Raw genomic sequence first — 22,903 nt, forward strand, 5'->3', positions numbered from 1 at the left:
GGATCCCAAAACAACCAGGATGTTGGCTTAGAAGCAGCCATCATTTAAAGAAAGCGTAACAGCTCACTGGTCTAATTAAGGGTCTTTGCGCCGAAAATGTAACGGGGCTAAAGCCATGCACCGAAGCTGAGGATACGTCGCAAGACGTGTGGTAGCGGAGCGTTCCGTAAGCCTGTGAAGGGATACCCGTGAGGGGTCCTGGAGGTATCGGAAGTGCGAATGTTGACATGAGTAACGATAAAGAGGGTGAGAGACCCTCTCGCCGAAAGACCAAGGGTTCCTGCTTAAAGTTAATCTGAGCAGGGTTAGCCGGCCCCTAAGACGAGGCGGACACGCGTAGTCGATGGGAACCACGTTAATATTCGTGGGCCTGGTGGTAGTGACGGATCGCTTAACTTGTTTGGACTTATTGGATTGTCCAGGCGGGGACGCGGTTCCAGGAAATAGCTCCACCATTATAGACCGTACCCGAAACCGACACAGGTGGTCAGGTAGAGTATACCAAGGCGCTTGAGAGAACTATGCTGAAGGAACTCGGCAAATTGCACGCGTAACTTCGGAAGAAGCGTGACCCTTTTTGACGCAAGTCAGATGGGGTGGCACAGACCAGGGGGTAGCGACTGTTTATCAAAAACACAGGGCTCTGCGAAGTCGCAAGACGACGTATAGGGTCTGACGCCTGCCCGGTGCTGGAAGGTTAAGAGGAGGGGTGCAAGCTCTGAATCGAAGCCCCAGTAAACGGCGGCCGTAACTATAACGGTCCTAAGGTAGCGAAATTCCTTGTCGGGTAAGTTCCGACCTGCACGAATGGCGTAACGACTTCCCCGCTGTCTCCAGCATAGACTCAGTGAAATTGAATTCCCCGTGAAGATGCGGGGTTCCTGCGGTCAGACGGAAAGACCCCGTGCACCTTTACTATAGCTTTACACTGGCATTCGTGTCGGCATGTGTAGGATAGGTGGTAGGCTTTGAAGCAGGGACGCCAGTTCTTGTGGAGCCATCCTTGAAATACCACCCTTATCGTCATGGATGTCTAACCGCGGTCCGTTATCCGGATCCGGGACAGTGTATGGTGGGTAGTTTGACTGGGGCGGTCGCCTCCGAAAGAGTAACGGAGGCGCGCGATGGTGGGCTCAGACCGGTCGGAAATCGGTCGTCGAGTGCAATGGCATAAGCCCGCCTGACTGCGAGACTGACAAGTCGAGCAGAGACGAAAGTCGGTCATAGTGATCCGGTGGTCCCGCGTGGAAGGGCCATCGCTCAACGGATAAAAGGTACGCCGGGGATAACAGGCTGATGACCCCCAAGAGTCCATATCGACGGGGTTGTTTGGCACCTCGATGTCGGCTCATCGCATCCTGGGGCTGGAGCAGGTCCCAAGGGTTTGGCTGTTCGCCAATTAAAGCGGTACGTGAGCTGGGTTCAGAACGTCGTGAGACAGTTCGGTCCCTATCTGCCGTGGGTGTAGGAATATTGACAGGATCTGTCCCTAGTACGAGAGGACCGGGATGGACATATCTCTGGTGGACCTGTTGTCCTGCCAAGGGCATAGCAGGGTAGCTATATATGGAATGGATAACCGCTGAAGGCATCTAAGCGGGAAACCAACCTGAAAACGAGTATTCCCTTGAGAACCGTGGAAGACGACCACGTTGATAGGCTGGGTGTGGAAGTGCGGCAACGCATGAAGCTTACCAGTACTAATCGTTCGATTGGCTTGATCGTTCCCATTGCTTGTGCTCATCACGTTCGGACGAATGCTTTTGCATTCGCCTTGAGATGAGTGACGTGTTCAAAACAACTGAAGTGAAAACTTCAACCAGCTTCTCATTCGGTTTGCGCCAAGCTAGGCGCAAATCTTGCGCTTTGCCGACCTGGTGGTTCTGGCGGGGTGGCTGCACCCGTTCCCATTCCGAACACGGCCGTGAAACGCCCCAGCGCCGATGGTACTTCGTCTTAAGACGCGGGAGAGTAGGTCGCTGCCAGGTCTGCAAAACGCAAGAGAAACAAAACCGAAAACGATCTTCTTCTCTTCTGTCTCGGCCCTGCCGAACACGGGCCGCCACCAAGCGGCCCTTTTGTTTTGCTAGGCTGAAAATAATCAGTGCGTCCCTTACGCGAGACAAATCCTCACGGATTTGCTCGGCAGAGACAAACAACGAGATTTTGCTTCGCAAAACTCGGACCGGATTAAACGGGATTTTGCCTTCGGCAAAACCCGGAAAGAGCGGATAAATCCCATAGGGATTTACCGCGATGACGGATAAACCGCTTAGCGGTTTACCTAGATGGCGCGGGGTGGAGCAGCCCGGTAGCTCGTCAGGCTCATAACCTGAAGGCCGCAGGTTCAAATCCTGCCCCCGCAACCAAACATCCAAAAAGCCCGCGCGGAGAAATCCGCCGGGCTTTTGGCGTTCTAGCGCTACCCGGAGAGAACGGTAAGCGGCAAGCTGACCCCCATCTGGCCTAGGTAGCGCGGGGGCCTGTATTGCGGACAGACGATTCACAGACTGTGAGCTTCTATGTCTGCGCCTAGCTCTGGAACTAGAAACTTCCGATCGAAGCCGTTCCGGAACGGCTTGAGGGTGCGCCGCGGCAGTTTCGGCGACGGTGGTCCGATGAATTCAAGGAGCGGGCCGTGGCTGAGGCAATGGAGCCCGGCGCAAGCGTTTTGGCGATTGCAGCATCGCATCGGAATACATCCGTCGCAATTATTTGGCTGGCGCCGCAATGCTCGTGCTGGGCGGCCCACTCCTTCCACGCCAGATATTTTCGTTGCGCCAAACTGTGAAGTCCAATGACCCATCGCGATTCTGCCTTGTTGTTGATCATCATTGTCCTCATGCAAACAGAATCTCGGGAGCGATGATGAAAACGGACGACCGCGAACTCATCGTTGTGATGAGACGGTATTTTGCGGTGAAGGCCGAATTGGCCGCACTGACGGCGGAGTTGGAAGCGGAGCGAAAGGCGGCCGGTGCACAAATTGGCGTGTTCTACGATCCGCGACAAAATGCCGAGCGCGCCGCCGACCTCCAACGCTCGCATCACTTGAAGGCAGAGATGGCGTCGCTTATGCAGCGGGCCGAAGCCTGGGGCCGGGCGGCGGTAGCCGCTGACCTGCGCGATAGATCGGAGGCGGAAGCTGAGCCTGAAGAATGACAGTCGTTTGAGAAGCGAGCTGATACATTATTCGGCGCGTAGTCTCGCCTAGACGATGAGCCGGGCCGCTCGTCCATTCTTTCGCTCCGCGTTGTTATAATAGCGCGCCGCCTGGGCCACCGATTTGTGCAGCGACTGCTGCATTGCCTCTGGCAAGGAAACACCGCGGTTGGCAGCCTCGGTGAGATAGCCTGACCGCAGTCCATGCGCCGAAAACAAGGTCGGGTCGAGTCCCGACTGTTTGCAACGGCCTTTCAGGATCAGGTTGACGGATTGCGGTGTCAGGGCTCGCCGGTCGATGTTTCCCCACTGGTCGATGCGCCGAAACACGGGGCCATCCTTGATATCGGCTTCCTCAAGCCAGCGTCGCAACGCCACCACTGGCCGGCCGATGAGGACTACCTGTTCGTCGTCGTCACGCGTCGTCGTTTTCGTCCGGCCCACGCGGAGTGACAAGCATGGGAGGAGGGCGGAGTTTTCATCGGTAGGGTTGGCCCGCACCGGCTCTTCGTCGGTTAGATCCTCGACCCGCAATGCCGCCACTTCCGAGCGGCGGCGACCGCCGGACGCGAAGGCGACCAACAGCAGTGCGCGATCGCGCAAGTTCACCAGGCTTTCGCCGGCGCAGGCCAGCAGCAATTGCGCCAGAACATCGGCTGTGACCGCCTTTTTGCTCTTGCGCTGTCGTGGTCGGGCGCTGGCGCGAACGGCGAGCCGCAGAGCGGATCTGAGCGAAGGACCGTCAAAGCAGCCGGTAAGGCCGCGCCACCTGGTGAGGATCGACCAGCTCGTCAGCCGACGCCGCACCGTGTCGGGCGCGTGCGGTCCCTCGGACCGAAGCTGCCGGCGCTCACGGAGGCCATCTTCCACTTCCGCCGGCATGCCATGGCTGGGCTCCTCGGCGCGCTTGATCGGGTCCCAAAGGTGATGAGCGACAAACTTGAGCAGCAGGCTCTCGGGTGCGGGCCAGGGGAGGGGGACGCCGGTGGCGAGTTGGCACCAGGCCTCAAGGTAACCGAGATCGGAGGCGAGTGCGCGAAGTGTATTGTCGCCAATGCCTTCGCCGGCGAGGTGCTTGAGGGTATCGACGTCGTCGTCGGTCAGAAGTGCGGCGAGTCGGTCGCGGCGATCGAAGGGCAGGATGGCCTCGAGGGCGTCGAGCTGCTCTGCACGCCGCAGCACAGCGTCGGAAATGGACGTCGCCTTCACGCTCTTGCCGGATTTAGCCATCGGTTTGCGGCCGCCAGCGTTTGATGATGCTTTCGAGCTCGCCGCGGTCGTCGGTCGGGTAGACCGCATCTTCCTCCCGCGCGAGAGAGGTGAAGATCGTCGCCATGTCCTCCGAGACCGCGCGGTCGACGGCGAACAGGTCGGCGAGATCGAAGCCCCCATTGGCGTCGGCGTTCCACCAGGCGAGCAGGAATTTCGCCACCCGCCGGCCCTGGCCGGCGTCCTCGTGGGCGATGGTCAGCAGTTTTTCGAGAGCAAATCTGACGCGGACTTCCATGGGATCCCGTCGGGCTTGGTGGGCAATCGTCCTTCAGCCGGATGATGCCGGGTGAATTTTCAGGTCCGTCTGGCCAAAATCGTTGCCCTTGAACAACAGCGGCGCTTTGGTGATCCTCGCAACAGCATAGGAAAAGCAGTCGCCCATGTTGAGCGTGGCCGGATGGCGGCCTTTGCCGAAGCGGTCGAACGCTCGTTCCGCTTCTCGGTAATGCGCCTCGTCGAACGCAATCGCGGTGACGTTCGGCAGCTGGACAAGCTGATCGACAATGTCCGAAGCGTTGGGAAATCCTCTGCCTGCCAGCACCATGCGCGCCTCAAGCAGCGTCGGCCAGCCGATCGCAACGGCCTCCTGCCCCACCAACGCAGTGAACCGTTCGGCCTCCGGCTCTGCCAGAGCCATCGCCAGAATGACCGACGTATCGACAGCGATCATCGCGGCAAACCGTAGTCGTCGTAGTAATCGTCATGCGCGGATGTCGTGCCGGCCGAGACCGCACGCCGCCCTTCGGCCATCAAATCCGACAGGACATCGATCGGCGCCCGGATAGACTGCTGGCGCAGTTCCAGATCGTAGTGCTCGAGCGCCTGCTCGACGAGCCTGTTGATCGGCTGACCCGTGCGGCGCGCCAGCGCGTGCGCCAGATCCCTGGCCTTGGTGCTGCGGACGGACAGTTGCGGTTCGGACATTGCGTTTCCTCGATCGAAATCCCTTCGAATATAGCGACTATAGTTTTAGATGGCAAGAAAATCACTTCGAGATGGCTCGCTATCGATACTTAATCACTATCGATAGTCATGGTCGAGAATGCGGGACGTTTAGGTGACGGAACGATGTTGGTGCTTAGTATCCGTGCGTGCGATTTAATACGCCAATTCAAACGGTTAATCGTTCTTAAATTGGCGAAAGCGCGGGTAAGCGGGGCAGATTTGGTGGCGGCTAAGCGACCTGCTCGAACACGCCGTCGACGCCGCCGGCCGTCGGATCAGCCGGCTGGAGCCAGCCCTCGGCCCATGCGATCTACTCTTCAACGCTGCGGCCATCGATCTCGGCGGTGGTGGTGAAGTCCATTGATCGCAGCGCCACTAGGAAATCGCGCACGGCACTGAGCTCGTGCCAATCTTGCGCTAAGTCCCGGAAGCGTCGCCAGCGGCTAGCGTCGCGCTTGCGACGCCGATGTTCTTCGGCGCTGCTCGGCAAGTTGGCGCTCTCCCTGGTTAACCTCTCCGCCTTGGCGCTCAATCGCCTTGAACAGCGCATCCAGAATGGGGTGTTTGCGGTGGTCCGTTTCGGAGAAATAGCCAGGGTCATAAAGATTGCGCCTCCATGGATCGTGCTCACTGCGGGCTTGACGCTTTTTCTGTTCGTGCTCCGCGAGGCATGAGGCGATGACTGCGTGGGGTCTCAGAAGACGTTCGGGCACCGCAAGGGCGGATTCACTCGCACGGGCTTTTTCCGCCTGTTGCTTGACCTCCGGCGGGAGCTCGATGGGAGGCGCCGGCAACGGTGTCGGTCGAATGGTGATGGAGCGTGTATTGCTCGATTTCGGCAATGGCGTCTGTTTTGGTGCTTTGCCCACGGAATGTTTCGCCCAATAACCACTTACCAACGAGCAGTAATGTCCGCAGGAATGCCGTTCAGTGAGGAAACGCTCGCGCGCTTGGCCAGCGACCTCCGAAAATTCGCCTTTCGGATCAATACGAACGACAGCGCGACCTGCCGCCAGCAGGTTCGGGATCGGCCTGCAAGCGGAACCGATCGGGAACTGCGGCGTTGGGACGAGCCTTTGGCTGACACAAAAAAGTCGGAGCCGCGGGGCATGGCCCCTTGGGGCGCGCGAACAGGCGTACCGTTCTGCCGGCTTTGATGCGGGCGATAAGCGCAACTGGCGCGGGGACCTCCCAATAAGAGGAACAAAGATGATGTCGATTCGATCCAAACTTTTCGCAACGGTGACCTTGCCCGTCTTCGCCGTATCTTTCGCGATTCAGCCGGCGCTAGCCGAGAGCCTGAGGGCGCCGTTCCAGGTAGCGCAGGAAGGGACCGACCAGCAGTCTCCCGAGGACTTGCTTCTGCTCAAGAAGCGCAAGAAGCAGCATGCCGCCGAGGAAGGGCAGACAGAACAGCAGCAACCGCAGGCCGAGGAGCCGCAGCGTCAGGTCGAAGAGCCGGTTCGCAAGAAGCGCAAGCAGCAGGCCGAAGAGCAGCAGCCCGGCTCCGAGGAAAACGCACCGCGGCAGGCTGAAGAACTCCAAGCGCCTGTGCGCAAGAAGAGGAAGCAGCAGGCCGAAGAACAGCAGCCTGGCGTCGAGGAAAGCGCTCCGCAGCAGGCCGAAGAGCAACAAGCTCCGATGCGCAAGAAGCGCAAGCAGCAGGCGGAGGAGCAGCCTGGTGCAGAGGAAGGGACTCCGCAGCAGGCCGAAGAGCAACAAACTCCTGTGCGCAAGAAGCGCAAGCAGCAAGCTGAGGAACAGCAGCCTGGTGTCGAGGAAGCGGCTCCGCGGCAGGCTGAGGAGCAACAAAATCCTGTGCCCAAGAGGCGCAAGCAGCAGGCCCAAGACCAGCAGCCCGCCGTAGAAGAAGGGACCCCGCAGCAGGCCGAAGAACAGCAGGCACCCGCGCCCAAGAAGCGCAAGCAGCAGGCGGAAGGACGGCAGCCCGCCGTAGAGGAAGGCAACCCTCAGAAGGCCGAGGAACAGCAGGTACCGCTACCCAAGAAGCGCAAGCAGCAAGCTGAAGGAAAGCAGCCCGAGGAGCAAAAGGCCCTCGAAGAGCGTGCCGCACCGACAGGCGAAACCACAGCCGAGCAGCCGACGCCGCAGACAGGCGAGGGTGAGCAGCAGCCGGTTCCAGGGGCCGAACAACCCGCAACGGCCGAGCAGCGCCAGGGCGAGGAGCACCAGGGCAAGGCCGCTCCGATCGTTGTCGACAAGCGCACGAAGGAAGAGAAGCGCAAGATCGCCCAGGATCCGGCGGCGACCGACGAAACCGTGGTGCTTCCGGTCGACAATGGCGCGGCTGTGCTCGACAGCGACAAGGACGCCGATAATTCCGGGGGCAACCAGGGGCGCGAGGCTCGGCGCAAGCAGCGCGAGGAGCTGCGCGTCCAGGATCAGAACATAGCGCCGCCGACCGACGACGCCGCGGCCCAGGCGGAGATTCCGGCCGAGGGTCGGCAGGCCGTTTCGCAGAGGATCGAGGCCGCGATCAAGGAAGAAGGGCGACGCGTCGAAGCGGCGCCAGTCTTCGCGGTCCCGGAGACGACGAACATCGTCAACAACACCGTCATCAACAATACGGTGATCAACAACACGACGGTCAACAACACCAGGAACAATGATGTGACCGAGGTGCAACTGGTCGAGAGGGTCGGCGATCGCGTTGTCCTCGGCGTCGGCGACCAGATCTTCGTGCGTGGCGACGACCGTCCGCGTCTGCGCCACGATGCGCAGGAGGCCTACTACGACGAGCTTCCGCGCGGCCGCGTTCGTGAAACGATCGTCCGCCCGGGCGGGTATCGGATCGTTACCGTCTACGACCGTTACGGTGACATCTTGCAACGCTCGCGCGTCGACGGCGACGGCAACGAATATGTGCTGATGTACGCGCCGGAGTATCAGGAGGAACGGCGTCCGGCGATCGTCGACGTCGGTTACGAACTGCCGCCGATGCGCCTGACGATTCCGGTCGACGACTACATCGTCGATTACTCGGAAGAACCGGATCGGGACTACTACGAATTCCTGTCCGAGCCGCCGGTCGAACGCGTCGAGCGAGTCTACACGATCGATGAGGTCCGCAATTCGGCCCGCCTGCGTGACAAGGTCCGGCGCATCGATCTCGACACGATCCACTTCGCGACGGGGAGTGCCGAAGTCTCGATGTCGCAGGCAAAGACACTGCGAACGGTCGCCGACGCAATGCAGAAGATTCTCGACAAGGATCCCGGTGAAACCTTCTTCATCGAAGGGCACACGGACGCTGTCGGTTCTGATCGCTCGAACTTGGTCCTCTCCGATGAGCGTGCCGAATCCGTCGCAGTCCTCCTGACCGAAGTTTACGGCATCTCGGCGGAAAACCTAGTCACGCAAGGCTATGGTGAGCGCTTCCTGAAAATCGGCACGCAGGAACCCGAGGAGGAGAACCGCCGCGTGACCATCCGACGCGTGACGCCGCTGGTGCGCCCGGTCGCGCAGCGGTAACCGAAAATCTGCGTCGCCATGCGTCCTATCAGGCGTGTGGCGACGCAGCATCCTGATTGCTGCAGATCCTCCGATCTTGCGGGCGACAAGCACCTGTGAATATGGGAAACTGAGCGCATATTAAGCCCAACGATATCGTGGCGCCGCAGGAGCGGTCATCGCTATGGATCGAAAGCTCGCAGCCATCCTTTCAGCCGATGTTGCTGGTTTCAGTCGCCTTGCGGCGCTGGACGAGGAAGGTACGCTTGGTGCACTAAATGTGTGCCGCAACAGGATTGCCGAAGTGGTGAAGGAGCATGGCGGCCGTATCTTTGGAACCGCCGGTGACGGGTTTGTCGCCGAGTTTCCAAGCGCTGTCCAGGCCGTCCGGTGCTCGGTCGAAATCCAGCGCCGTCTTTTCAGTACCTTGGAAGACCGCCCGCCCGATCGCCGTTTGGAGTTCCGCATCGGTATCAACCTGGGTGACGTGGTCGTAGCGGGAGACGACCTGCTCGGCGACGGCGTCAATATCGCTGCGCGCGTGCAAGAGATCGCCGCTCCGTCAGGCATCTGCATTTCCGCATCGGTGCGCGAGCATCTCGATGGGAAAGTGCCGTTCCCGCTGATCAGCCTCGGCGAGCGCAACTTGAAGAACATCCCGCGCCCAATTTTCGTCTTCGGGGTCGATTGGCAGCAAGAGACGTCTGTCGAAGGCGGCATCGCGTCCGTGCCACCACTTGCCGCCCGCCGTGGCAAGGACCAGCCATCGATCGTCGTCATGCCCTTCGACAACCTCAGCGGGCGAGACGATGAATACTTCGTGGACGGCGTTGTCGAGGAGATCACCGCGGCGCTCTCGTGCGTTCGGAATTTCTTTGTAATCGCGCGACAGTCCGCGTTCACCTACAAGGGACGCTTCGTCGACGTGCGCGAGGTCGGCAGGGAACTCGGCGTCAATTATGTGGTCGAGGGCACCGTTCGCCGAGGCGGCGATCGACTGCGCATTTCGGTGCAATTGGTCGATGCGGAGACAAGGACCCAGTTCTGGTCCGACCGTTACGAGGGTGCAATCGAACACATGTTCGAGTTCCAGGATCGGATCGCGGCGCAGGTGGCAGGCGCCATTCACCCGGCGATCCGCGATGCCGAGATCGAACTGGCTAGGCGCAGGCCGCCGACCAGTCTCAGGGCCTATGACCTTGTCATGCGCGCCTACCCGAACCTCTGGGGCCGCCGCAAGGATACCAACAACCAGGCGATCGAACTGCTGCGGCAAGCTATCGCCGTCGATCCGGGCTATGGTCGCGCGCATGCACTTTTGGCGTGGTGCCACGCCTCGAACGCCTCCTACCTATGGACCGAACAACCGGAGCGTGAGCTGGAAAAGGCGCGCGCAGCGGTAGAGGCTGTGGGCTCGATCGGCGACGATCCAACCGCCCTGACTGCCGCCGGTGCGGCAATGAGCATCTGCGGCGACCAGGAGCGCGCGACCACCTTTATCGAAAAGGCGCTTGCGCTTGATCCGAACAATGCCTGGGCATGGGCGCGCCTGGGGTGGCTCGCGATCTACAAGGACGAAGCCACGCACGCACCGGAATGCTTCCAGCGGGGGATGACCCTGAGCCCAAGAGATCCGCTCGCATTCAACATGAGATTGGGGATGGCTTTTTCCTTGGCCATGGAAGGTGCTCTTTCACAGGCGATTGCGATAGCCCATGAGGTCGTCAACACCTATCCGGACGTCACATGGTCCTACCGTCATCTCGCCGCCTGGTCGGCGATGAACGGAGACTTGGAGACCTCCCGATGGGCTGCGAGGAAGCTATTGGCGGCCGAGCCAGGCTTTACAATCGACCGGTATCGAGCGCTTCCCTGGTTTCAAAACATCCCGCGGTGGCAAGATCAAATGGCCGAGGGGTTGCGGAAAGCGGGATTGCCTGAACGCTGATGGCCATTCAAGGACATGCGCGATGGCTGGAAAAGGCGCAAAGCACTCTGCCCCTGCGTGGGGGCTTGCCCAATAGAGCGGTTCCTGCGTCGGGCCGATAAGGGCACATGGATTGCTTGCCGGACCCGGATGGCGGGCCGGTCTGCTGTATGCTCTTCGCTTGCGTCAAATCCCCGACCCGTCCAGTTCTTGGTCGTCATCGCCTTCCCAGGGTAGGGGCATCGAGGTGAGATTGAGATTGGCTGAAGGCATCGGCATCCAGCATTTCAGTTCCGGCTCGGCGTATTCGATGATGCGGCCGGGCGAGGAATCGGAGGCGCGCCAGCCTTCTCTACCGAACTGATCGCCATTCGACCAATATGCAAGGTCAACTTCCGCTGTCCCCTGTTCGGACGGGCGGATCGTGACGAGGATCCGACTGCCGTTTTTCGGTGCGCTTGCCATGTGGCGCCAGCGGTCTGGCTCAGCCATCATTCGTCCTCCTCCTCGCTCCCGGTTGCAAGTTTCGCCGCGCCGTCGAAAACGGTCAACACAAACTTTGGGCAACCCACCGTCTATCGAGTGGGGGTTCGATCCACGACATGCTGTACGAGCGTGGTCGCGGCGAGTAAGCGTCGCTCATATATTAGCGGCGGCGAATCGCCGTAACCCCGTGAAATCCAATGCGTTCGGCAGCTTCCCGCACGCGTTCGGCCGGCTGGGCGCGCACCGGACCCCGCACATTCAGTATGCGGTCGACGTTGGAAACGCCGACGTCTGCGGCTTTGAAACATGGTCAGGAGAGTCGAGTGCGGATAGGCCCTAGCCGATTGTTCGCACGCTATCGGCCATCAGCTTGATGCCGAGTGCGCCCACCACAGCGCCAGCCACGCGGTCAATCCAGGTCTTCGAGCGCAGATAGACGACCCGCGGCGCACGTGACGAAAAACCAAGGGCGACAATCGCATACCACACGAACTCGTTGATGAAGAGCAGTGGCGGAAGCGCCAGCAGCATCCAGGTGGGTGTGGGAGACGGTAGCAGCGCAGCAAACATGGATGCATAGAAGATGGCCGTCTTCGGATTGGAAATCTGCACGAAAAGGCCCCGCAGCAGAGACTTCCACAGTGTACCTGGTTGATCTGCGGGCGCATCGGCAATCGCTATCGTCTGGGGAGCGGCACGCCAGATACCGACGCCGATCCAGACGAGGTACGCGCCACCGGCGAGCCTGAGCAGCATGCTGAGCCACTCCACTTGAAGGAGGATCGCTGTCAGGCCGGCGACTGCAATGCAAGCGAATAGAAAGCCGCCAATTCCCATGCCTACCGCTGCCATTAATCCGTCAGCGCGTGACCGGGCGATCGCGATACGCGACACCACAATAAAGCTTGGGCCAGGACTCATGGCTCCAAGAAGGAAGACGCCCAGGATGGTGACAAGAATTGCGAATTCATGCATGTCGCTTCCTCCCGAAAAATCCGGCACCGCGGTGCGCCAGCACTATGGCGACTGTTGCGTCGTTGCTCAATCGTCCGAGTGCTCAGTCCAGCACGCGCAACCGACGCGTATCCTCATTTGGGGCGATTTGGCCGTTGCTCCATTCCCTCAGGCAAATTCTATTGTGGCCTGGGCTTCGTTGACCACCCAATCGATGAACACCTTGGCGAGCGGGGAATGGTCCCGGTTCTTTTGCGTGCCTTCGTCGCCGATTTTATGAAACCTCTGAGCGGGCGGACAAGCGCACCTTGGGCAAGCTCTTCGCCAGCAGTGATGTTGTCCTCCATCGCAATGCCAATTCCGCAGCGTGCCGCCGCGAGGTTCTGATTGAAATCTTCAAAACTCAGCCGGCGAACCGTGACGGGTATCTCCTGGTCGTGGTGACGGAACCAGTCGTTCCAGTGGGTGGATCCGACGCCGTCGAGAAGGACGTGGCGGGTCAGGTCCCTGGTGCGCTTGATGTCGCCGTCCCGGTTGAGGAGGATTGGGCTGCAACGCGAGTTGCTTCCTCTGGGTCGTGTTCAAAAGCCGTTGTGCCAGTCGGGGTGTTCGAACCCGACCGCAAGTTCAGGTCAGGGTCCAAACCCAGGCCGGCGTCGACGAGTATCGTCTGGTCGCCGCTGCGAAGGAGGACCACGTTGCGCGACCAATCGAAAGCGTCTGACGGCAGGAACATGCCGTTTAGCCACTCCGCCCGGACGGCCGGGTCGACGTTGTGGGCCAACATCGCGGTTGACAGCGACAGCACCCCATCGCTGACCACCAGCGCTCATCGGGTGTAGTAGCCGGGCTGATCGAGGTCTGCGAGAAGGCCGGGGCCGGAAGGCTGCCAGTCAAGCAATGTCCGGGTATGCGCGCTGGAAGCGGCCATGTCGGCGCCTGCCATCGTGGCGAACCAGCCGAAGTGTTCACGCGGCCGCGCCTCGACAGGAAGGTTGAGTTGGCGGCCGATTACAGCGGCGATTTCCTTGAACGGGACCGCCTCGTCGGCGACGGCGTGGTACACCGGTTCCGTCACTCCCTGCTCCAGGGCGAGCCGGTAGACGCGGGCGGCATCCAGCCTGTGAACACCCGACCAGCAGTTCTGTCCTTCGTCGACATAGGCCGAAACGCCAGTCGCGTGCGCCAGCTTCACCAGGACCGGAACAAAGCCGTAATCGCCGATCCCGTGAACGGACGGGGCGAGGCGTATGGTTACTGCGCGCACGCTCCGGGCGGCAAGGGTTCTTGCTGCTGCCTCCGACTTGCGCGGGCTGGCCGGGTTCGGAAGGTCCATTTCGGTGACGCCGCGCGGCAGGCCGGACAGACCGGAGGTAACCAGCAGCGGCCGGTTCGATCCTTCGAGTGCACCGCCGAGGATCTCGATCACGCGCTGGTCCTGTGCGGCACTCTCGAGGAATGTCGTGAAGCCATGGTTCCCGGCGGCATGGATGAAATCATGGTTGAAAGCGGTATGGACGACGGCGTCTGCCGCCGATGCGGCTTCGCGCAGCACATCAAGGTCGTCGAGCGAGCCCTGGACTATATTGGCGCCGGCGGCGACAAGATGTTCTGCTTTCTCCATGGAGCGGGCAAGGCCGGCGACGCGGTGGCCTGCGCGTAAAAGGTCGTCCACGATGGCCGCGCCGACCCAGCCGGTCGCGCCCGTTACGAATACGTGCATGATGTTTCTCCAGTCTTTGGACAAGTCTTGAAGGTTGGATAGCCGCAGATTTATCCGGCCCGCATGGACAGTTCGACATCCTCCGCGAAGGGCACGGAGATATAGCCCGAGGCGTCTGAGCGAACATGGGCAAGGTAGTCGGGGCAATCGTCGGCGTTATCAGCGACAATCAATGCGCCGGGTTTCAGACGGTCTTCCACCAGATCCAGCACCTCGCGGTAGAGGGCCTTGGCGCCATCGAGCAGCAGCAGATCGATCGTCTCGGGAAGACGGGTGCTCAAGGTCTTGAGCGCATCGCCTTCCCGGATTTCGACAAGGTCGATAAGGCCGCCGTCAGCCAGGTTTTGGCGTGCCCGTAGGATCTTGGAAGGCTCGAACTCGCTGGTGATCAATCGCCCGCCGCCATTGTCCCGCAGCGCGGCGGCAAGATGGAGCGTGGAGATGCCGAAGGATGTGCCGAATTCCACGATCGATTTCGCGCCGCAGCTGCGAGCCAGCATGTAAAGCAGCGTGCCCGTTTCGCGCGATACCGGGAGCCAGAGATCCTTCAGTCGCCCATACAAATCGAGATATTCCGTCTTGCTGCGCACGAGACGTTCGCGCTCCTCGCGCGAAAGCGCGGCCATCGCCGGACTTGATGCCGCATCGGCTTCTTTGAACAGGCGATCGAGAAGCGGTGCGAGAGGTTCGGTGGTCAAGGTCGTCATGAAAAGCTCCGTTGTAGGAATGCGGCTTGTGTTGAAATTGAAAATACGAATAATTCGTCGCATTTGCTAATCGCATTGCCGAGCGCCCCAATGACGGATCGTCCAAGTGCCCGTATATCCTCAAGAAAACAGCCAAGGCAGGCGCGCTCGAACGAGCTTGTCCGCGCCATTTTGCAGGCTGCTGTTCAGGTTTTGGCGGAGGAGGGTGCGCAGAGATTCACCACCGCCCGGGTGGCGGAAAAAGCCGGCGTGAGCATCGGATCGCTCTACCAGTATTTTCCCAACAAGGCCGCGATCCTCTTTCGATTGCAAAGCGATGAGTGGCAGCAGACGACGGATCTTCTGCGGGGTATCCTCGAGGATCGCTCGCAATCGCCGTTTGAGCGGCTACGGACCCTCGTCCATGCCTTTATCCGGTCCGAATGCGAGGAGGCGACCGTCCGCGTCGCGCTTGATGATGCCGCCCCGCTCTATCGCGATGCGCCCGAAGCTCGGGAGGCAAAGGAAGCGGGCGATCCGATCTTCGAAAATTTCATGCTGGAAGTGCTTCCGCACAGCACCGGTGCTGCCCGGCAACTGGCCGCGGATCTGATCATCACGACGATGACCACCGTCGGTAAGGCGTTTTCAGAGACGCCACGGAGTGAGGCCGAGATAGAGGCCTATGCCGGCGCCATGGCCGACATGTTCTGCGCCTACATCAGCAGCATGGCTGACGGCGCCAAATCGTAGCGTCTGAAACGTCTCTGTGAGGTGGGCGGAGCCGGCAGGTTGAGCCGACCGATTGATTGACTGGCGGCCGGTTCGACTGCATGTCGCCGGGATACACGTCCGCGCGCCGCAATCAGCCGTCCGACCAGAAGCGTTCCTTGTCAAAGGCCTTTTTCTGTTCGCCGAGTTGGGAAGCGCCTTTCGGTGCGCGGTTTGCATCCTCAGCGCTGGCCACCGAGAACCAGAGGCCTGCTGGAAGGATGAGTTGCTCAAGATCCTTGGCCGGCGCCAGCGCCCACTTGAGAAGCGTAGCGTCGCGAATGGCCCACTCCGTCTTCGCGAACGGCGAGCCCGTGAGACTGGATTCGCTTGCGCCCGGTGCCCGCATCATGCCCGTGCCAAGTGCGATCTTGAACGACGAGGACGGAACGAATGCAGAGATGTTTACTGGGAGCGCGCGCTCGCTGGCGACCGTGCGGAGCGTCGGGAGCGGGACGCTGATTGACGCAAGGTCGAAGAACGGCGGCTCTTCGACAGTCTGCTTGAGGGTCTGGCGTTCGAGGGCTTCTTCCCCACGGCTCTTGCGCGTTGGAAGCATGGCGGTGAGCAGGGTGTTGTCGGCGGGTGCCGCAGTCTTGAATTTTGCTGGACCGGCACTGTTCGCAGCCACGATCGAGGTGGCCTTGACCCGTCGTTTGTAGTCGGCCATCGCCTGGTCATAACCCGGCAAGGTCCCGCCATTGGCGGGAAGGTGAAGCGTCTGCCCCTTCGGGAAAATGCGGGCCAGTTCCTGGCGCGACATCCGCGGCCACGCCCGCACGTTTCCGACGTCGAGATGCACGAAGGGAGATCCGGAGGTGGGGTAGTAGCCGACCCCTCCGACTTGCATCTGCATGGCGATCTCCCGCAACCGAGCGAGTTTCACGCCTGGAATGTAGAAGTCCATGGCCTTTCCCAGCATGTGCTGGCTGTTCTTGGCGACCCCGGTGCTGCGCGAACGGCCGCGCAGCATGTTATTGGTGGCGGGCGAGCGGTAGGCGGAGACGATGTTGATGTAGTCCTTGGCCCCGGCACGCTGGTAGACTTCCCAGACGAGGTCGAGAAGACGCGGGTCCATGCGGGCAGGCTCGTTCCTACGCCAGTCGCGGAGAAAGCGATTGATTTGTGAAAGCCCTTTCGGGTCGTATTTACCGTCCCGCTTGAAGGTGATCGTCGCGCGCTCGCCGGTGTGGGTGAAGAACAGTTTTAATGATCGAACTTCCGCCGAAGACGCGGTGGTGGTGAAGGCCATAGCGGACGCTGCGATGGCTGCGATCGCGGTCACACGCCCAAACCATCGTCCAATGCGCTGAACGCTTCTTCTTGCGACGCCGCACGATACAGGCGCCGGATACGCGGTTACTGGATACTCAGACACGGCGGGTTCCGATTCATTCGAGGTACAATCCACCGGCGGCAACGACCGGCGGTTCGGCTCTTCGACGGAAATTATGGTCAACGAAGGATTAAGAACCCGTTGATGCTGCCCCCTGAGGCTTCATGATGAAGAATTCCTGCGACGAGCAGATCCCCACGACCTCGGCCTTCGTTGGCCAAATCGGTCGCCCAAGGCGAGGCCACTTGCTTTCTCCGGTCCATACGTTAGGTCATACTGAATGAACCGGTTGCACTGTGGTATCTGCGTAGCCTGGGTGTCCTATGAGAAGTACTTCAGACGTCATTGCAGAACTGACGCAGGCCGAGCGTGACGTTCACATGCTGACGGAGGGCGAAAAGCTTCGCCTCCTCGTCCGGGCCTATGTCGCTGTCCAGGAAGGCTGGACGATGCTCGGGCAGCCCGATCGACTGAAGAAGTCAGCCGAAACCATGGATGTCATTCGGGCCGGTGGGATGCCGGTGCATCTCTACGATGACGAGATGCGGGCAATCCTCCAGGAGGCCGTCAAGGTCATCAGGCAGATCGAGGCCGCCATGGAAGCGAAAAACAATCCGATGCCCGCACGTGGCAAGTCTACGGAGCAAGAGTAGTAAACGCCCGGCGATACGGCCGAAGACCATCGGTCGCGCTGCTCGTCGCCGTCCGTGCGTGGGACGTTCGCGAGACCAAGTTGCCATCGACTTCAGGAAAGAACGTCGTCGTCTGAGATTGGGAACGAAGATTCGATGGCCGCGCCAATGAAGGCTTTCCGCGAAAGCCCAAGCTGGTCGCCGCGCTCCAGAGCAGCGCGGCAGCGGTTTCTTGCCCGTTCGTAGAACCATCCGCCCTGCGGCATTTCGCTGAGATACTGCAGGGCATCCTGTGGCCCGTTGATGGTGCGCTCGCCTTTCACACCAACCCTGACGGGGTGATCCCAAATGATCGCTTGCATTGCCGTTGTCTCCGGTTCGGCGCAGAACGCCTGGCCCGGAAATTTGTTCCTGGATCGGGCAGAGAGTGGCACCAGTCAATTTTGACTGCTTGCGACCTCAACTCAGTCATGGGCGATGTTTGAGCATTCCGGAAGCTGGCGCTTCTGGCACAATCTTGCGGGGCGGTGACCAAAATGGCACCGTGCACTGCGAGGAAAAATGAAGATGGCCGATACACAAGGACTTTACCGCCTCTACGGCGTTCCGAGCTGGGGCTCCGTTCTCGTCGAAGCGGCGCTGGTGCAAGCGCGGCTACCCTACACGTTCGAGAATGTCGCGGGGTTCGATGCGCCCGGCCCGGCCCGGGACCGTCTTGTCGGCGTCAACCCGCTCGCACAGGTGCCCGTGCTCATACTTCCCGATGGCACGGTGATGACGGAGAGCGCTGCCATTCTGCTTCATCTTGCGGAGACATACCCAGAAGCCGGACTTGCGCCACCGGTCGGGGACCCGCTTCGTCCTGCCTTTCTTCGTCGCCTGATCTGGCTCGTGACTGCCGTATATGGGACCTTCACCTACGCTGACTACCCCGAGCGTTGGGCACCGAGCGTGCCGGACGAGTTGCGCAGCCGGGTGCTCGGGCGCCGAATGGATCTGTGGCGCCAGTGGGAGGACGAGATCGCACCCGCGCCGTGGGCGCTCGGAGAGCGGTTCTCTGCCCTTGATATCTGGATCGCGGCGATGACGCGCTGGCGACCGGGGCGCGATTGGCTGGCAGAAAACTGCCCGAAGCTGCTCAGTATTGCCCGGCGTGTCGACGCGGATCCCGATCTTCGCGAGCTATGGACGAGTAACTTCGGCGCGATCTAATTCGCAACCCTGTCCCGCCGGGTGCGTATGTCTGGCGCTCCGGCGCCAGTCCCTGCTAGGCCACGTCGGCCATCAGCAAAGACACGGGAAGCACCGCTTCTTCCTTGACGGTCTTGGTGACGATGTAGGTGAAGTAGCGCGCGATGCCGAGTTCCCTATCGAGAAGTGTGTCGATCAGGCGCTGATAGGCGTCGATATTGGCGGCGACAATTTTCAGGATGTAGTCGACGCCGCCGCCGACCGACCAGCAGCAGACGATTTCCGGAATATCGCGGACGGCTCGTTCGAACCGGTCGAAGTCCGCCTGACGGTGGTTGGCGAGCGTCAGCTCGACCATCACGCTGGCAACCGGCGCGACACGCCGCAATGCCACATGTGCATGGTAGCCGCTGATGATGCCGGCCTTTTCGAGCTTGCGCAGCCGCATCCAGCAGGGCGTGGGCGAAAGGCCCGCCTTTTCGGCGAGCGCAAGTTTGGTGATGCGTCCATCCCGCTGGATTGCATCGAGAATGCGCAGGTCGATCGCATCAAGCTTCATGGCAAACTCCCGCGCAACTCGTTTGTCTGCTCTTATCAAGCCTTGCTGAGCAATGCAGCCTTTTCCGCATCCATTTCGGCGATGTCCTGGAACCGGTCGGCAATGCGGGCATGGGCACGGCCGCTGTCGGAGGCACCTATGGCGACGATGATTTCGTCCGGCCCCGGGGCGTCGGCGATCTGGAAGTTGGAAGTGAGAAAATGCGATCGTTTGCCGCTCTCGCTCTTGTGCATCATCGGCAGCGACAGCAGCGCGCCCGGCGCATTGCGGGTGTTGGCGAATTCGAGGTAGTTGGTGCCGCCGATCGCCTCGCGAAAGGGATTGCCGAAACGCAGCGTGTGGATCATTGCCGAAGCATGTTCAATTTCACCGGCAATGCCGACGGCCGCCGCCTTGCCGCAAGCCTCGATCCGGTCCGCCGCCATCTGACGAAGCAGCCGGTCCGTCATCTCGTGGCTGAGTTCGCCGGCGATACGGATGATTTCCGGCCGCAGATCTTCGACAAAGCCTCGCCCCGCCCAGGGGTTCTGGATCACCGCCGCCACCACGACGACGTTTACCGGGCGCGGCGCCACCTTGCCGCCCTCCACCAGCGTCTCTTCGAGGAAAGTGCAGATTTTTCGAATGCCGATCGTCATGGGATGCGCCGTTGCTGTTTGTTGGGATTGCTTCGCACCCTAGCGGGATCGCCGGGCGGCGCTTCCTATATTTCGTCGGAAGATGTGCGCTGCGGCTTCTCGGAAGCGGAGTAGACTTTGGCCTTCGCCGCGCGCATGGTTGGTTGATAGATGTCAAGAGGCGAGACGATTTGGATCAGAAGTCCCAGATACTGGCGCTCCGCGACGTCGCCAGTCAGATCAACAGCGGTGGCGATCTTCAGACGGCGCTGCAGCAGCTCATTGCGGCCGCCTGTCGCCATGCGAACTGGTCTCTGGGGTCGATCATGGGCATCGACGCGGCGCATGGTTACGCCCATGTCATCGTGCGCTACGATCCGACACTGATCGAGCGGCAGTTGCCCGACAAATGGGAGCTGGCGACCAGCCCGTCGCTGATCGCGCTGCAGCGAAACGAGCCCGTCTACATCCGTGACGCACGCGAATCCGCCGAGTTTCCAGGTTATCGGAAGGAGGCTTTCGAGCGCGACTATCGTACGGTGCTCGTCATGCCGATGAACTGCAGGGATGCTGAGGGCCGACCGATGGTGCTGAGCGTCATTGCTCGCGAGGTCGCCGAGGTGTCGGAAGACGATCTCGCCTTTCTCGGCACGATCATCCACCTCGGTGCCATCGCCGTCGAACGGGAACATCGTCTCGAGGCGGAGAAGCGGTCGGCGCAGCGGCTGGAGCGCGCCCTGGAGGCACACACCTCGCTTCTGGAACATGTGTTGAGCGATGGGTCGGTCGCACCACTTTCGGCCATGGTCGGCACGATGCTGCCGAATCCGACGGTGGTCGTTGATTTCACCGCCAATCAGGTTGTCGCCGGCCAACCGCCGAGCGCACTCTACGACGAGGCCAGCTGGCACGAGGCGGCTTCCACCGTTCTTAGCCGGCCGCTGATGAAGGCCGCCCGAGACGCTGTCGAGCGCGGGACGACCGATGCCGTGAACCTCTACCTCGATGACGGCACGCAACGGTTCAAGATAACGGCCCGTGTCGAAGCGCTGATGGTCGACAATCAACTGGTCGGGGCGCTCATCATCTTCCCGACGACGCGCGAGTTCAGCGATCTCGATCTCCTGATGCTCGACAGCGCCAAGTTTGCGCTGAGCGTGCAGATGATGCGAAGCTTCATCCGGTTTCGCTTCGAGACCAGGACGCAGACCGAACTCTTCTTCGAGATCGTGGAGGCGCGGTGGCGCAATGCCGGCGATGTTGCCCAGCGCGCCCAGCGGCTCGGCCTGAGTTTTTCCGTGCCTCAGCAGATGATCGTCGTCGATTTTCCGGATAAGACGAAGGCATTTGGCGGCGCTTCCGTCGATGTGGAGCACACGCTGTCGCGTGTCATGCAGCAGGCATCCGTTCAGGCGAACCTGATTGCCGTCGAGGGCGGCGTCGTCTGCCTCGTTCCCCACGATACGGGTAAGCGGCAGGAGCGCACGACAAAGCTCGCCCGCCGTATCGCCGAGGAACTCGGCCGTTACTTCGACGAGGCACCGATCGTCGTCGCCAGCAACCGGTGTGCCGCCCTGTCGGATTATCCGCAGGCCTGGGAACGCTGCGCCCGAATGATCCGCATCGGCCGCTCCTTTGGTCTGACTGGCGCGGTCTCTGCGCAGGATTTCGGCCCGCTGCCGATGCTGGTCGCTGCCTGCGAGGCCGGCGACGTGCGCGGTTTCGTGCACGAGAGTGTTGGGGCGATCGCCGATCACGACCGGGACAACGGAACCCCCTACCTCGAAACGCTGTCGATCTACTTGCAGGAGGGGTGTCGCAGCCAGGCTTGTGCCGACGCGATGGGCCTGCATGTGACGACGCTGCGCTATCGGCTGGCGCGCATTCAGGAGCTGTTTGGCGTGGATGTCGAAACGCCGGAAAAGCGCTTTGCCGTCGAACTCGCGATCCGCCTGCACGGTGTCATCGACAACCGTTCCACCCTCCGCAGCTAGATTTTCCTCGTCCGTCGGGAGCCGTCTTGCGACCACGTCGCCACCCCTTTTCGTGGCCTTCAATCGCCTCCTAGGGTTCGATGCAGAAGTTCTTCGCCCACTCCTGTGAAGCGACGGAAGAACGACCGCCGTGACGGCATTAGCCTCCAATCAACCTGATGGTGAGGAGGCAAGAAGCGCATGGTTGAGACTGCAGCATCGACGGACGTGCCGATTGATCCGATTGCGCTTCGTCGCGCCTTCGGTACGTTCGTGACCGGTGTCACCGTCATCACCACCCGCGACGATGACGGCACGCCGCGTGGAATGACTGCGAACTCCTTCACCTCGGTTTCGCTCGATCCTCCGCTACTTCTGGTCTGCGTTGCGAAGTCGGCTTCGAGCTATCCTGCCTTCACCAATGCAGGGTGTTTTGCGGTCAACATCCTCCATGAAGGACAGGTCGACGTCTCCGGAACCTTTGCCTCAAAATCTCCGGACAAGTTTCAGTCGGTGACCCACGATCACATCCACACGGGCGCGCCGGTCCTGACCGACAGCCTGACCTGGTTCGACTGCACGACTTTCAGCACTGTTGATGCCGGCGATCATGCGATCCTGATCGGCCAAGTTCGGGCCTTTGGTACCAGTCCGACCGCACCGCTCGGCTTTTGCCGCGGCCGCTATGCCAGCGTTAAGGACCCGTTGCCGAATGGCTGGCTCGCGTCGCATGGCATGATCATCGGCTATCTGATCGAAGCGGGCGACGGCCTGCTTCTGCGTTCGGACGGCAAGGGCGGCTGGGTTTTGCCGTCTGCGCGGCGACGCAAGGCGGACAGCCAGCTCGTCATCGACGGTGGCGACGCGCTGCGGCTCGTCCCGGACGAGACCTTCCTCTATTCGGTCTTCGATGTCGCAGACAGCGACCCGGGCTATCTCGTCTATCGCGCCCGACTGGCGGGCGAGGGCGGCGCCCGCACCAGGCTGCCAGCGGATCTGCGCTTCTTCCCGCTCGACGATCTTCCCGACGATGCGATCGCGACGCACGAACTGCGATCCATGTTGCGGCGCTACGTACGCGAGAGGCAGGCGGGCCGCTTCGGCATCTACATGGATTCCGACGACGGCGGCCGTATCGCGATGATCGACGGCGAAGCCCGTACCTGGCTTCAGACCTCCCAAGACCAAGGACAATGAT

Annotated in this window: 22 protein-coding genes, 1 tRNA gene, 2 rRNA genes and 2 pseudogenes (1 of these 27 running past the window's edge); 12 read left to right on the top strand and 15 right to left on the bottom strand. The window is 61.0% G+C overall.

Going from position 1 to position 22,903, the window contains the following annotated elements; genetic code table 11:
• The 5 genes from ACN9MO_RS30040 to ACN9MO_RS30060 form a co-directional block, all read left to right on the top strand.
• Window positions 1-1,725, top strand: a 23S ribosomal RNA gene (locus ACN9MO_RS30040); it begins 1,072 nt to the left of the window's first position.
• A gap of 148 nt (window positions 1,726-1,873) precedes the next feature.
• Window positions 1,874-1,988, top strand: a 5S ribosomal RNA gene (gene rrf / locus ACN9MO_RS30045).
• Between the two features lie 304 nt (window positions 1,989-2,292).
• Window positions 2,293-2,369 (top strand) — tRNA-Met (locus tag ACN9MO_RS30050).
• A 269-nt stretch (window positions 2,370-2,638) separates the two neighbouring features.
• Complete coding sequence (locus tag ACN9MO_RS30055) at window positions 2,639-2,791, top strand: hypothetical protein (RefSeq protein WP_162728005.1); 153 nt, start codon at window positions 2,639-2,641, stop codon at window positions 2,789-2,791.
• Between the two features lie 77 nt (window positions 2,792-2,868).
• Window positions 2,869-3,162 carry a hypothetical protein gene (locus ACN9MO_RS30060; RefSeq protein WP_425987368.1) on the top strand — a complete coding sequence of 98 codons (294 nt, stop codon included), beginning with the start codon at window positions 2,869-2,871 and terminating at the stop codon, window positions 3,160-3,162.
• 48 nt (window positions 3,163-3,210) lie between these two features.
• Here ACN9MO_RS30060 and ACN9MO_RS30065 read toward each other — a convergent pair whose 3' ends face one another.
• The 5 genes from ACN9MO_RS30065 to ACN9MO_RS30085 form a co-directional block, all read right to left on the bottom strand.
• Window positions 3,211-4,392, bottom strand: a complete 1,182-nt coding sequence (locus ACN9MO_RS30065) for a site-specific integrase (protein WP_057252927.1) — start codon at window positions 4,390-4,392, stop codon at window positions 3,211-3,213.
• Window positions 4,385-4,669 carry a DUF7673 family protein gene (locus tag ACN9MO_RS30070; protein WP_112994897.1) on the bottom strand — a complete coding sequence of 95 codons (285 nt, stop codon included), beginning with the start codon at window positions 4,667-4,669 and terminating at the stop codon, window positions 4,385-4,387. Before ACN9MO_RS30070 ends, ACN9MO_RS30065 begins: the two co-directional genes overlap by 8 nt.
• Before the next feature lie 33 nt (window positions 4,670-4,702).
• Window positions 4,703-5,104 carry a type II toxin-antitoxin system VapC family toxin gene (locus ACN9MO_RS30075; RefSeq protein ID WP_057252923.1) on the bottom strand — a complete coding sequence of 134 codons (402 nt, stop codon included), beginning with the start codon at window positions 5,102-5,104 and terminating at the stop codon, window positions 4,703-4,705.
• Window positions 5,101-5,358, bottom strand: coding sequence for a type II toxin-antitoxin system VapB family antitoxin (locus tag ACN9MO_RS30080; protein WP_057252921.1), 258 nt, complete (start codon window positions 5,356-5,358; stop codon window positions 5,101-5,103). The genes ACN9MO_RS30075 and ACN9MO_RS30080 overlap by 4 nt, the downstream gene beginning before the upstream one ends.
• Before the next feature lie 464 nt (window positions 5,359-5,822).
• Window positions 5,823-6,248, bottom strand: coding sequence for a hypothetical protein (locus ACN9MO_RS30085; RefSeq protein WP_162728004.1), 426 nt, complete (start codon window positions 6,246-6,248; stop codon window positions 5,823-5,825).
• Between the two features lie 343 nt (window positions 6,249-6,591).
• Between ACN9MO_RS30085 and ACN9MO_RS30090 the strand changes: the two genes are divergently transcribed.
• Together ACN9MO_RS30090 and ACN9MO_RS30095 are read left to right on the top strand one after the other, a co-directional pair.
• On the top strand, window positions 6,592-8,871 hold the full coding sequence (locus tag ACN9MO_RS30090) for an OmpA family protein (RefSeq protein ID WP_112994906.1): 2,280 nt from the start codon (window positions 6,592-6,594) through the stop codon (window positions 8,869-8,871).
• A gap of 163 nt (window positions 8,872-9,034) precedes the next feature.
• A complete protein-coding gene (locus tag ACN9MO_RS30095; protein WP_425987372.1) occupies window positions 9,035-10,798 on the top strand; it encodes an adenylate/guanylate cyclase domain-containing protein in 1,764 nt (587 codons plus the stop codon).
• A gap of 165 nt (window positions 10,799-10,963) precedes the next feature.
• On the opposite strand, the gene ACN9MO_RS30100 is transcribed toward ACN9MO_RS30095, so the two are convergent.
• From ACN9MO_RS30100 to ACN9MO_RS30125, 6 genes and pseudogenes are all read right to left on the bottom strand, one after another.
• Window positions 10,964-11,269 (bottom strand): hypothetical protein, encoded by a 306-nt coding sequence (locus ACN9MO_RS30100; RefSeq protein ID WP_057249940.1) that lies wholly within the window; start codon window positions 11,267-11,269, stop codon window positions 10,964-10,966.
• Between the two features lie 157 nt (window positions 11,270-11,426).
• Window positions 11,427-11,528: pseudogene (locus tag ACN9MO_RS30105) on the bottom strand (LacI family transcriptional regulator); the annotation flags it as partial.
• 71 nt (window positions 11,529-11,599) lie between these two features.
• Window positions 11,600-12,238 carry a LysE family translocator gene (locus tag ACN9MO_RS30110; protein WP_058321952.1) on the bottom strand — a complete coding sequence of 213 codons (639 nt, stop codon included), beginning with the start codon at window positions 12,236-12,238 and terminating at the stop codon, window positions 11,600-11,602.
• A 601-nt stretch (window positions 12,239-12,839) separates the two neighbouring features.
• Window positions 12,840-13,043, bottom strand: a pseudogene (locus ACN9MO_RS30115) (MBL fold metallo-hydrolase); the annotation flags it as partial.
• Window positions 13,044-13,046: 3 nt separating this feature from the next.
• Window positions 13,047-13,940 carry an SDR family oxidoreductase gene (locus tag ACN9MO_RS30120; protein ID WP_112994892.1) on the bottom strand — a complete coding sequence of 298 codons (894 nt, stop codon included), beginning with the start codon at window positions 13,938-13,940 and terminating at the stop codon, window positions 13,047-13,049.
• Between the two features lie 50 nt (window positions 13,941-13,990).
• A complete protein-coding gene (locus ACN9MO_RS30125; RefSeq protein WP_057249896.1) occupies window positions 13,991-14,647 on the bottom strand; it encodes an O-methyltransferase in 657 nt (218 codons plus the stop codon).
• Window positions 14,648-14,737: 90 nt separating this feature from the next.
• Here ACN9MO_RS30125 and ACN9MO_RS30130 point away from each other — a divergent pair, with 90 nt between their 5' ends.
• Window positions 14,738-15,379 carry a TetR family transcriptional regulator gene (locus ACN9MO_RS30130; protein ID WP_112994891.1) on the top strand — a complete coding sequence of 214 codons (642 nt, stop codon included), beginning with the start codon at window positions 14,738-14,740 and terminating at the stop codon, window positions 15,377-15,379.
• Window positions 15,380-15,491: 112 nt separating this feature from the next.
• Here ACN9MO_RS30130 and ACN9MO_RS30135 read toward each other — a convergent pair whose 3' ends face one another.
• Entirely contained in the window at window positions 15,492-16,649 is a 1,158-nt protein-coding gene (locus ACN9MO_RS30135) for a DUF882 domain-containing protein (protein WP_246806058.1), read from the bottom strand.
• A 407-nt stretch (window positions 16,650-17,056) separates the two neighbouring features.
• On the opposite strand from ACN9MO_RS30135, the gene ACN9MO_RS30140 reads away from it, so the two are divergent.
• Window positions 17,057-17,386: a hypothetical protein gene (locus ACN9MO_RS30140; RefSeq protein ID WP_156414621.1), complete on the top strand. Its 330-nt coding sequence runs from the start codon at window positions 17,057-17,059 to the stop codon at window positions 17,384-17,386.
• Between the two features lie 92 nt (window positions 17,387-17,478).
• Here the strand turns inward: ACN9MO_RS30140 and ACN9MO_RS30145 are convergent, their stop codons facing one another.
• Window positions 17,479-17,727 carry a DUF982 domain-containing protein gene (locus ACN9MO_RS30145; RefSeq protein ID WP_057249890.1) on the bottom strand — a complete coding sequence of 83 codons (249 nt, stop codon included), beginning with the start codon at window positions 17,725-17,727 and terminating at the stop codon, window positions 17,479-17,481.
• Between the two features lie 205 nt (window positions 17,728-17,932).
• Here ACN9MO_RS30145 and ACN9MO_RS30150 point away from each other — a divergent pair, with 205 nt between their 5' ends.
• Complete coding sequence (locus ACN9MO_RS30150; RefSeq protein ID WP_112994905.1) at window positions 17,933-18,577, top strand: glutathione S-transferase family protein; 645 nt, start codon at window positions 17,933-17,935, stop codon at window positions 18,575-18,577.
• 55 nt (window positions 18,578-18,632) lie between these two features.
• On the opposite strand, the gene ACN9MO_RS30155 is transcribed toward ACN9MO_RS30150, so the two are convergent.
• Together ACN9MO_RS30155 and ACN9MO_RS30160 are read right to left on the bottom strand one after the other, a co-directional pair.
• Entirely contained in the window at window positions 18,633-19,115 is a 483-nt protein-coding gene (locus tag ACN9MO_RS30155) for an Lrp/AsnC family transcriptional regulator (protein ID WP_057249886.1), read from the bottom strand.
• Between the two features lie 35 nt (window positions 19,116-19,150).
• Window positions 19,151-19,753: an amino acid synthesis family protein gene (locus tag ACN9MO_RS30160; protein ID WP_112994890.1), complete on the bottom strand. Its 603-nt coding sequence runs from the start codon at window positions 19,751-19,753 to the stop codon at window positions 19,151-19,153.
• 170 nt (window positions 19,754-19,923) lie between these two features.
• On the opposite strand from ACN9MO_RS30160, the gene ACN9MO_RS30165 reads away from it, so the two are divergent.
• Together ACN9MO_RS30165 and ACN9MO_RS30170 are read left to right on the top strand one after the other, a co-directional pair.
• A complete protein-coding gene (locus ACN9MO_RS30165; protein WP_112994889.1) occupies window positions 19,924-21,726 on the top strand; it encodes a helix-turn-helix domain-containing protein in 1,803 nt (600 codons plus the stop codon).
• A 180-nt stretch (window positions 21,727-21,906) separates the two neighbouring features.
• On the top strand, window positions 21,907-22,902 hold the full coding sequence (locus ACN9MO_RS30170) for a flavin reductase (protein WP_057249881.1): 996 nt from the start codon (window positions 21,907-21,909) through the stop codon (window positions 22,900-22,902).
• Window position 22,903 lies beyond the last annotated feature (1 nt).

This window comes from Ensifer sp. R-19 (assembly GCF_049905105.1).
Classification (GTDB): Bacteria; Pseudomonadota; Alphaproteobacteria; order Rhizobiales; family Rhizobiaceae; genus Ensifer.

Coding starts and splice junctions, on each gene's coding strand:
- ACN9MO_RS30170 (WP_057249881.1), top strand. CDS start 21,907: ATGGTTGAGACTGCAGCATCGACGGACGTGCCGATTGATCCGATTGCG.
- ACN9MO_RS30130 (WP_112994891.1), top strand. CDS start 14,738: ATGACGGATCGTCCAAGTGCCCGTATATCCTCAAGAAAACAGCCAAGG.
- ACN9MO_RS30110 (WP_058321952.1), bottom strand. CDS start 12,238: ATGCATGAATTCGCAATTCTTGTCACCATCCTGGGCGTCTTCCTTCTT.
- ACN9MO_RS30090 (WP_112994906.1), top strand. CDS start 6,592: ATGTCGATTCGATCCAAACTTTTCGCAACGGTGACCTTGCCCGTCTTC.
- ACN9MO_RS30065 (WP_057252927.1), bottom strand. CDS start 4,392: ATGGCTAAATCCGGCAAGAGCGTGAAGGCGACGTCCATTTCCGACGCT.
- ACN9MO_RS30080 (WP_057252921.1), bottom strand. CDS start 5,358: ATGTCCGAACCGCAACTGTCCGTCCGCAGCACCAAGGCCAGGGATCTG.
- ACN9MO_RS30075 (WP_057252923.1), bottom strand. CDS start 5,104: ATGATCGCTGTCGATACGTCGGTCATTCTGGCGATGGCTCTGGCAGAG.
- ACN9MO_RS30160 (WP_112994890.1), bottom strand. CDS start 19,753: ATGACGATCGGCATTCGAAAAATCTGCACTTTCCTCGAAGAGACGCTG.
- ACN9MO_RS30070 (WP_112994897.1), bottom strand. CDS start 4,669: ATGGAAGTCCGCGTCAGATTTGCTCTCGAAAAACTGCTGACCATCGCC.
- ACN9MO_RS30135 (WP_246806058.1), bottom strand. CDS start 16,649: ATGGCCTTCACCACCACCGCGTCTTCGGCGGAAGTTCGATCATTAAAA.
- ACN9MO_RS30145 (WP_057249890.1), bottom strand. CDS start 17,727: ATGCAAGCGATCATTTGGGATCACCCCGTCAGGGTTGGTGTGAAAGGC.
- ACN9MO_RS30150 (WP_112994905.1), top strand. CDS start 17,933: ATGGCCGATACACAAGGACTTTACCGCCTCTACGGCGTTCCGAGCTGG.
- ACN9MO_RS30125 (WP_057249896.1), bottom strand. CDS start 14,647: ATGACGACCTTGACCACCGAACCTCTCGCACCGCTTCTCGATCGCCTG.
- ACN9MO_RS30060 (WP_425987368.1), top strand. CDS start 2,869: ATGAAAACGGACGACCGCGAACTCATCGTTGTGATGAGACGGTATTTT.
- ACN9MO_RS30100 (WP_057249940.1), bottom strand. CDS start 11,269: ATGGCTGAGCCAGACCGCTGGCGCCACATGGCAAGCGCACCGAAAAAC.
- ACN9MO_RS30120 (WP_112994892.1), bottom strand. CDS start 13,940: ATGCACGTATTCGTAACGGGCGCGACCGGCTGGGTCGGCGCGGCCATC.
- ACN9MO_RS30095 (WP_425987372.1), top strand. CDS start 9,035: ATGGATCGAAAGCTCGCAGCCATCCTTTCAGCCGATGTTGCTGGTTTC.
- ACN9MO_RS30140 (WP_156414621.1), top strand. CDS start 17,057: ATGAGAAGTACTTCAGACGTCATTGCAGAACTGACGCAGGCCGAGCGT.
- ACN9MO_RS30155 (WP_057249886.1), bottom strand. CDS start 19,115: ATGAAGCTTGATGCGATCGACCTGCGCATTCTCGATGCAATCCAGCGG.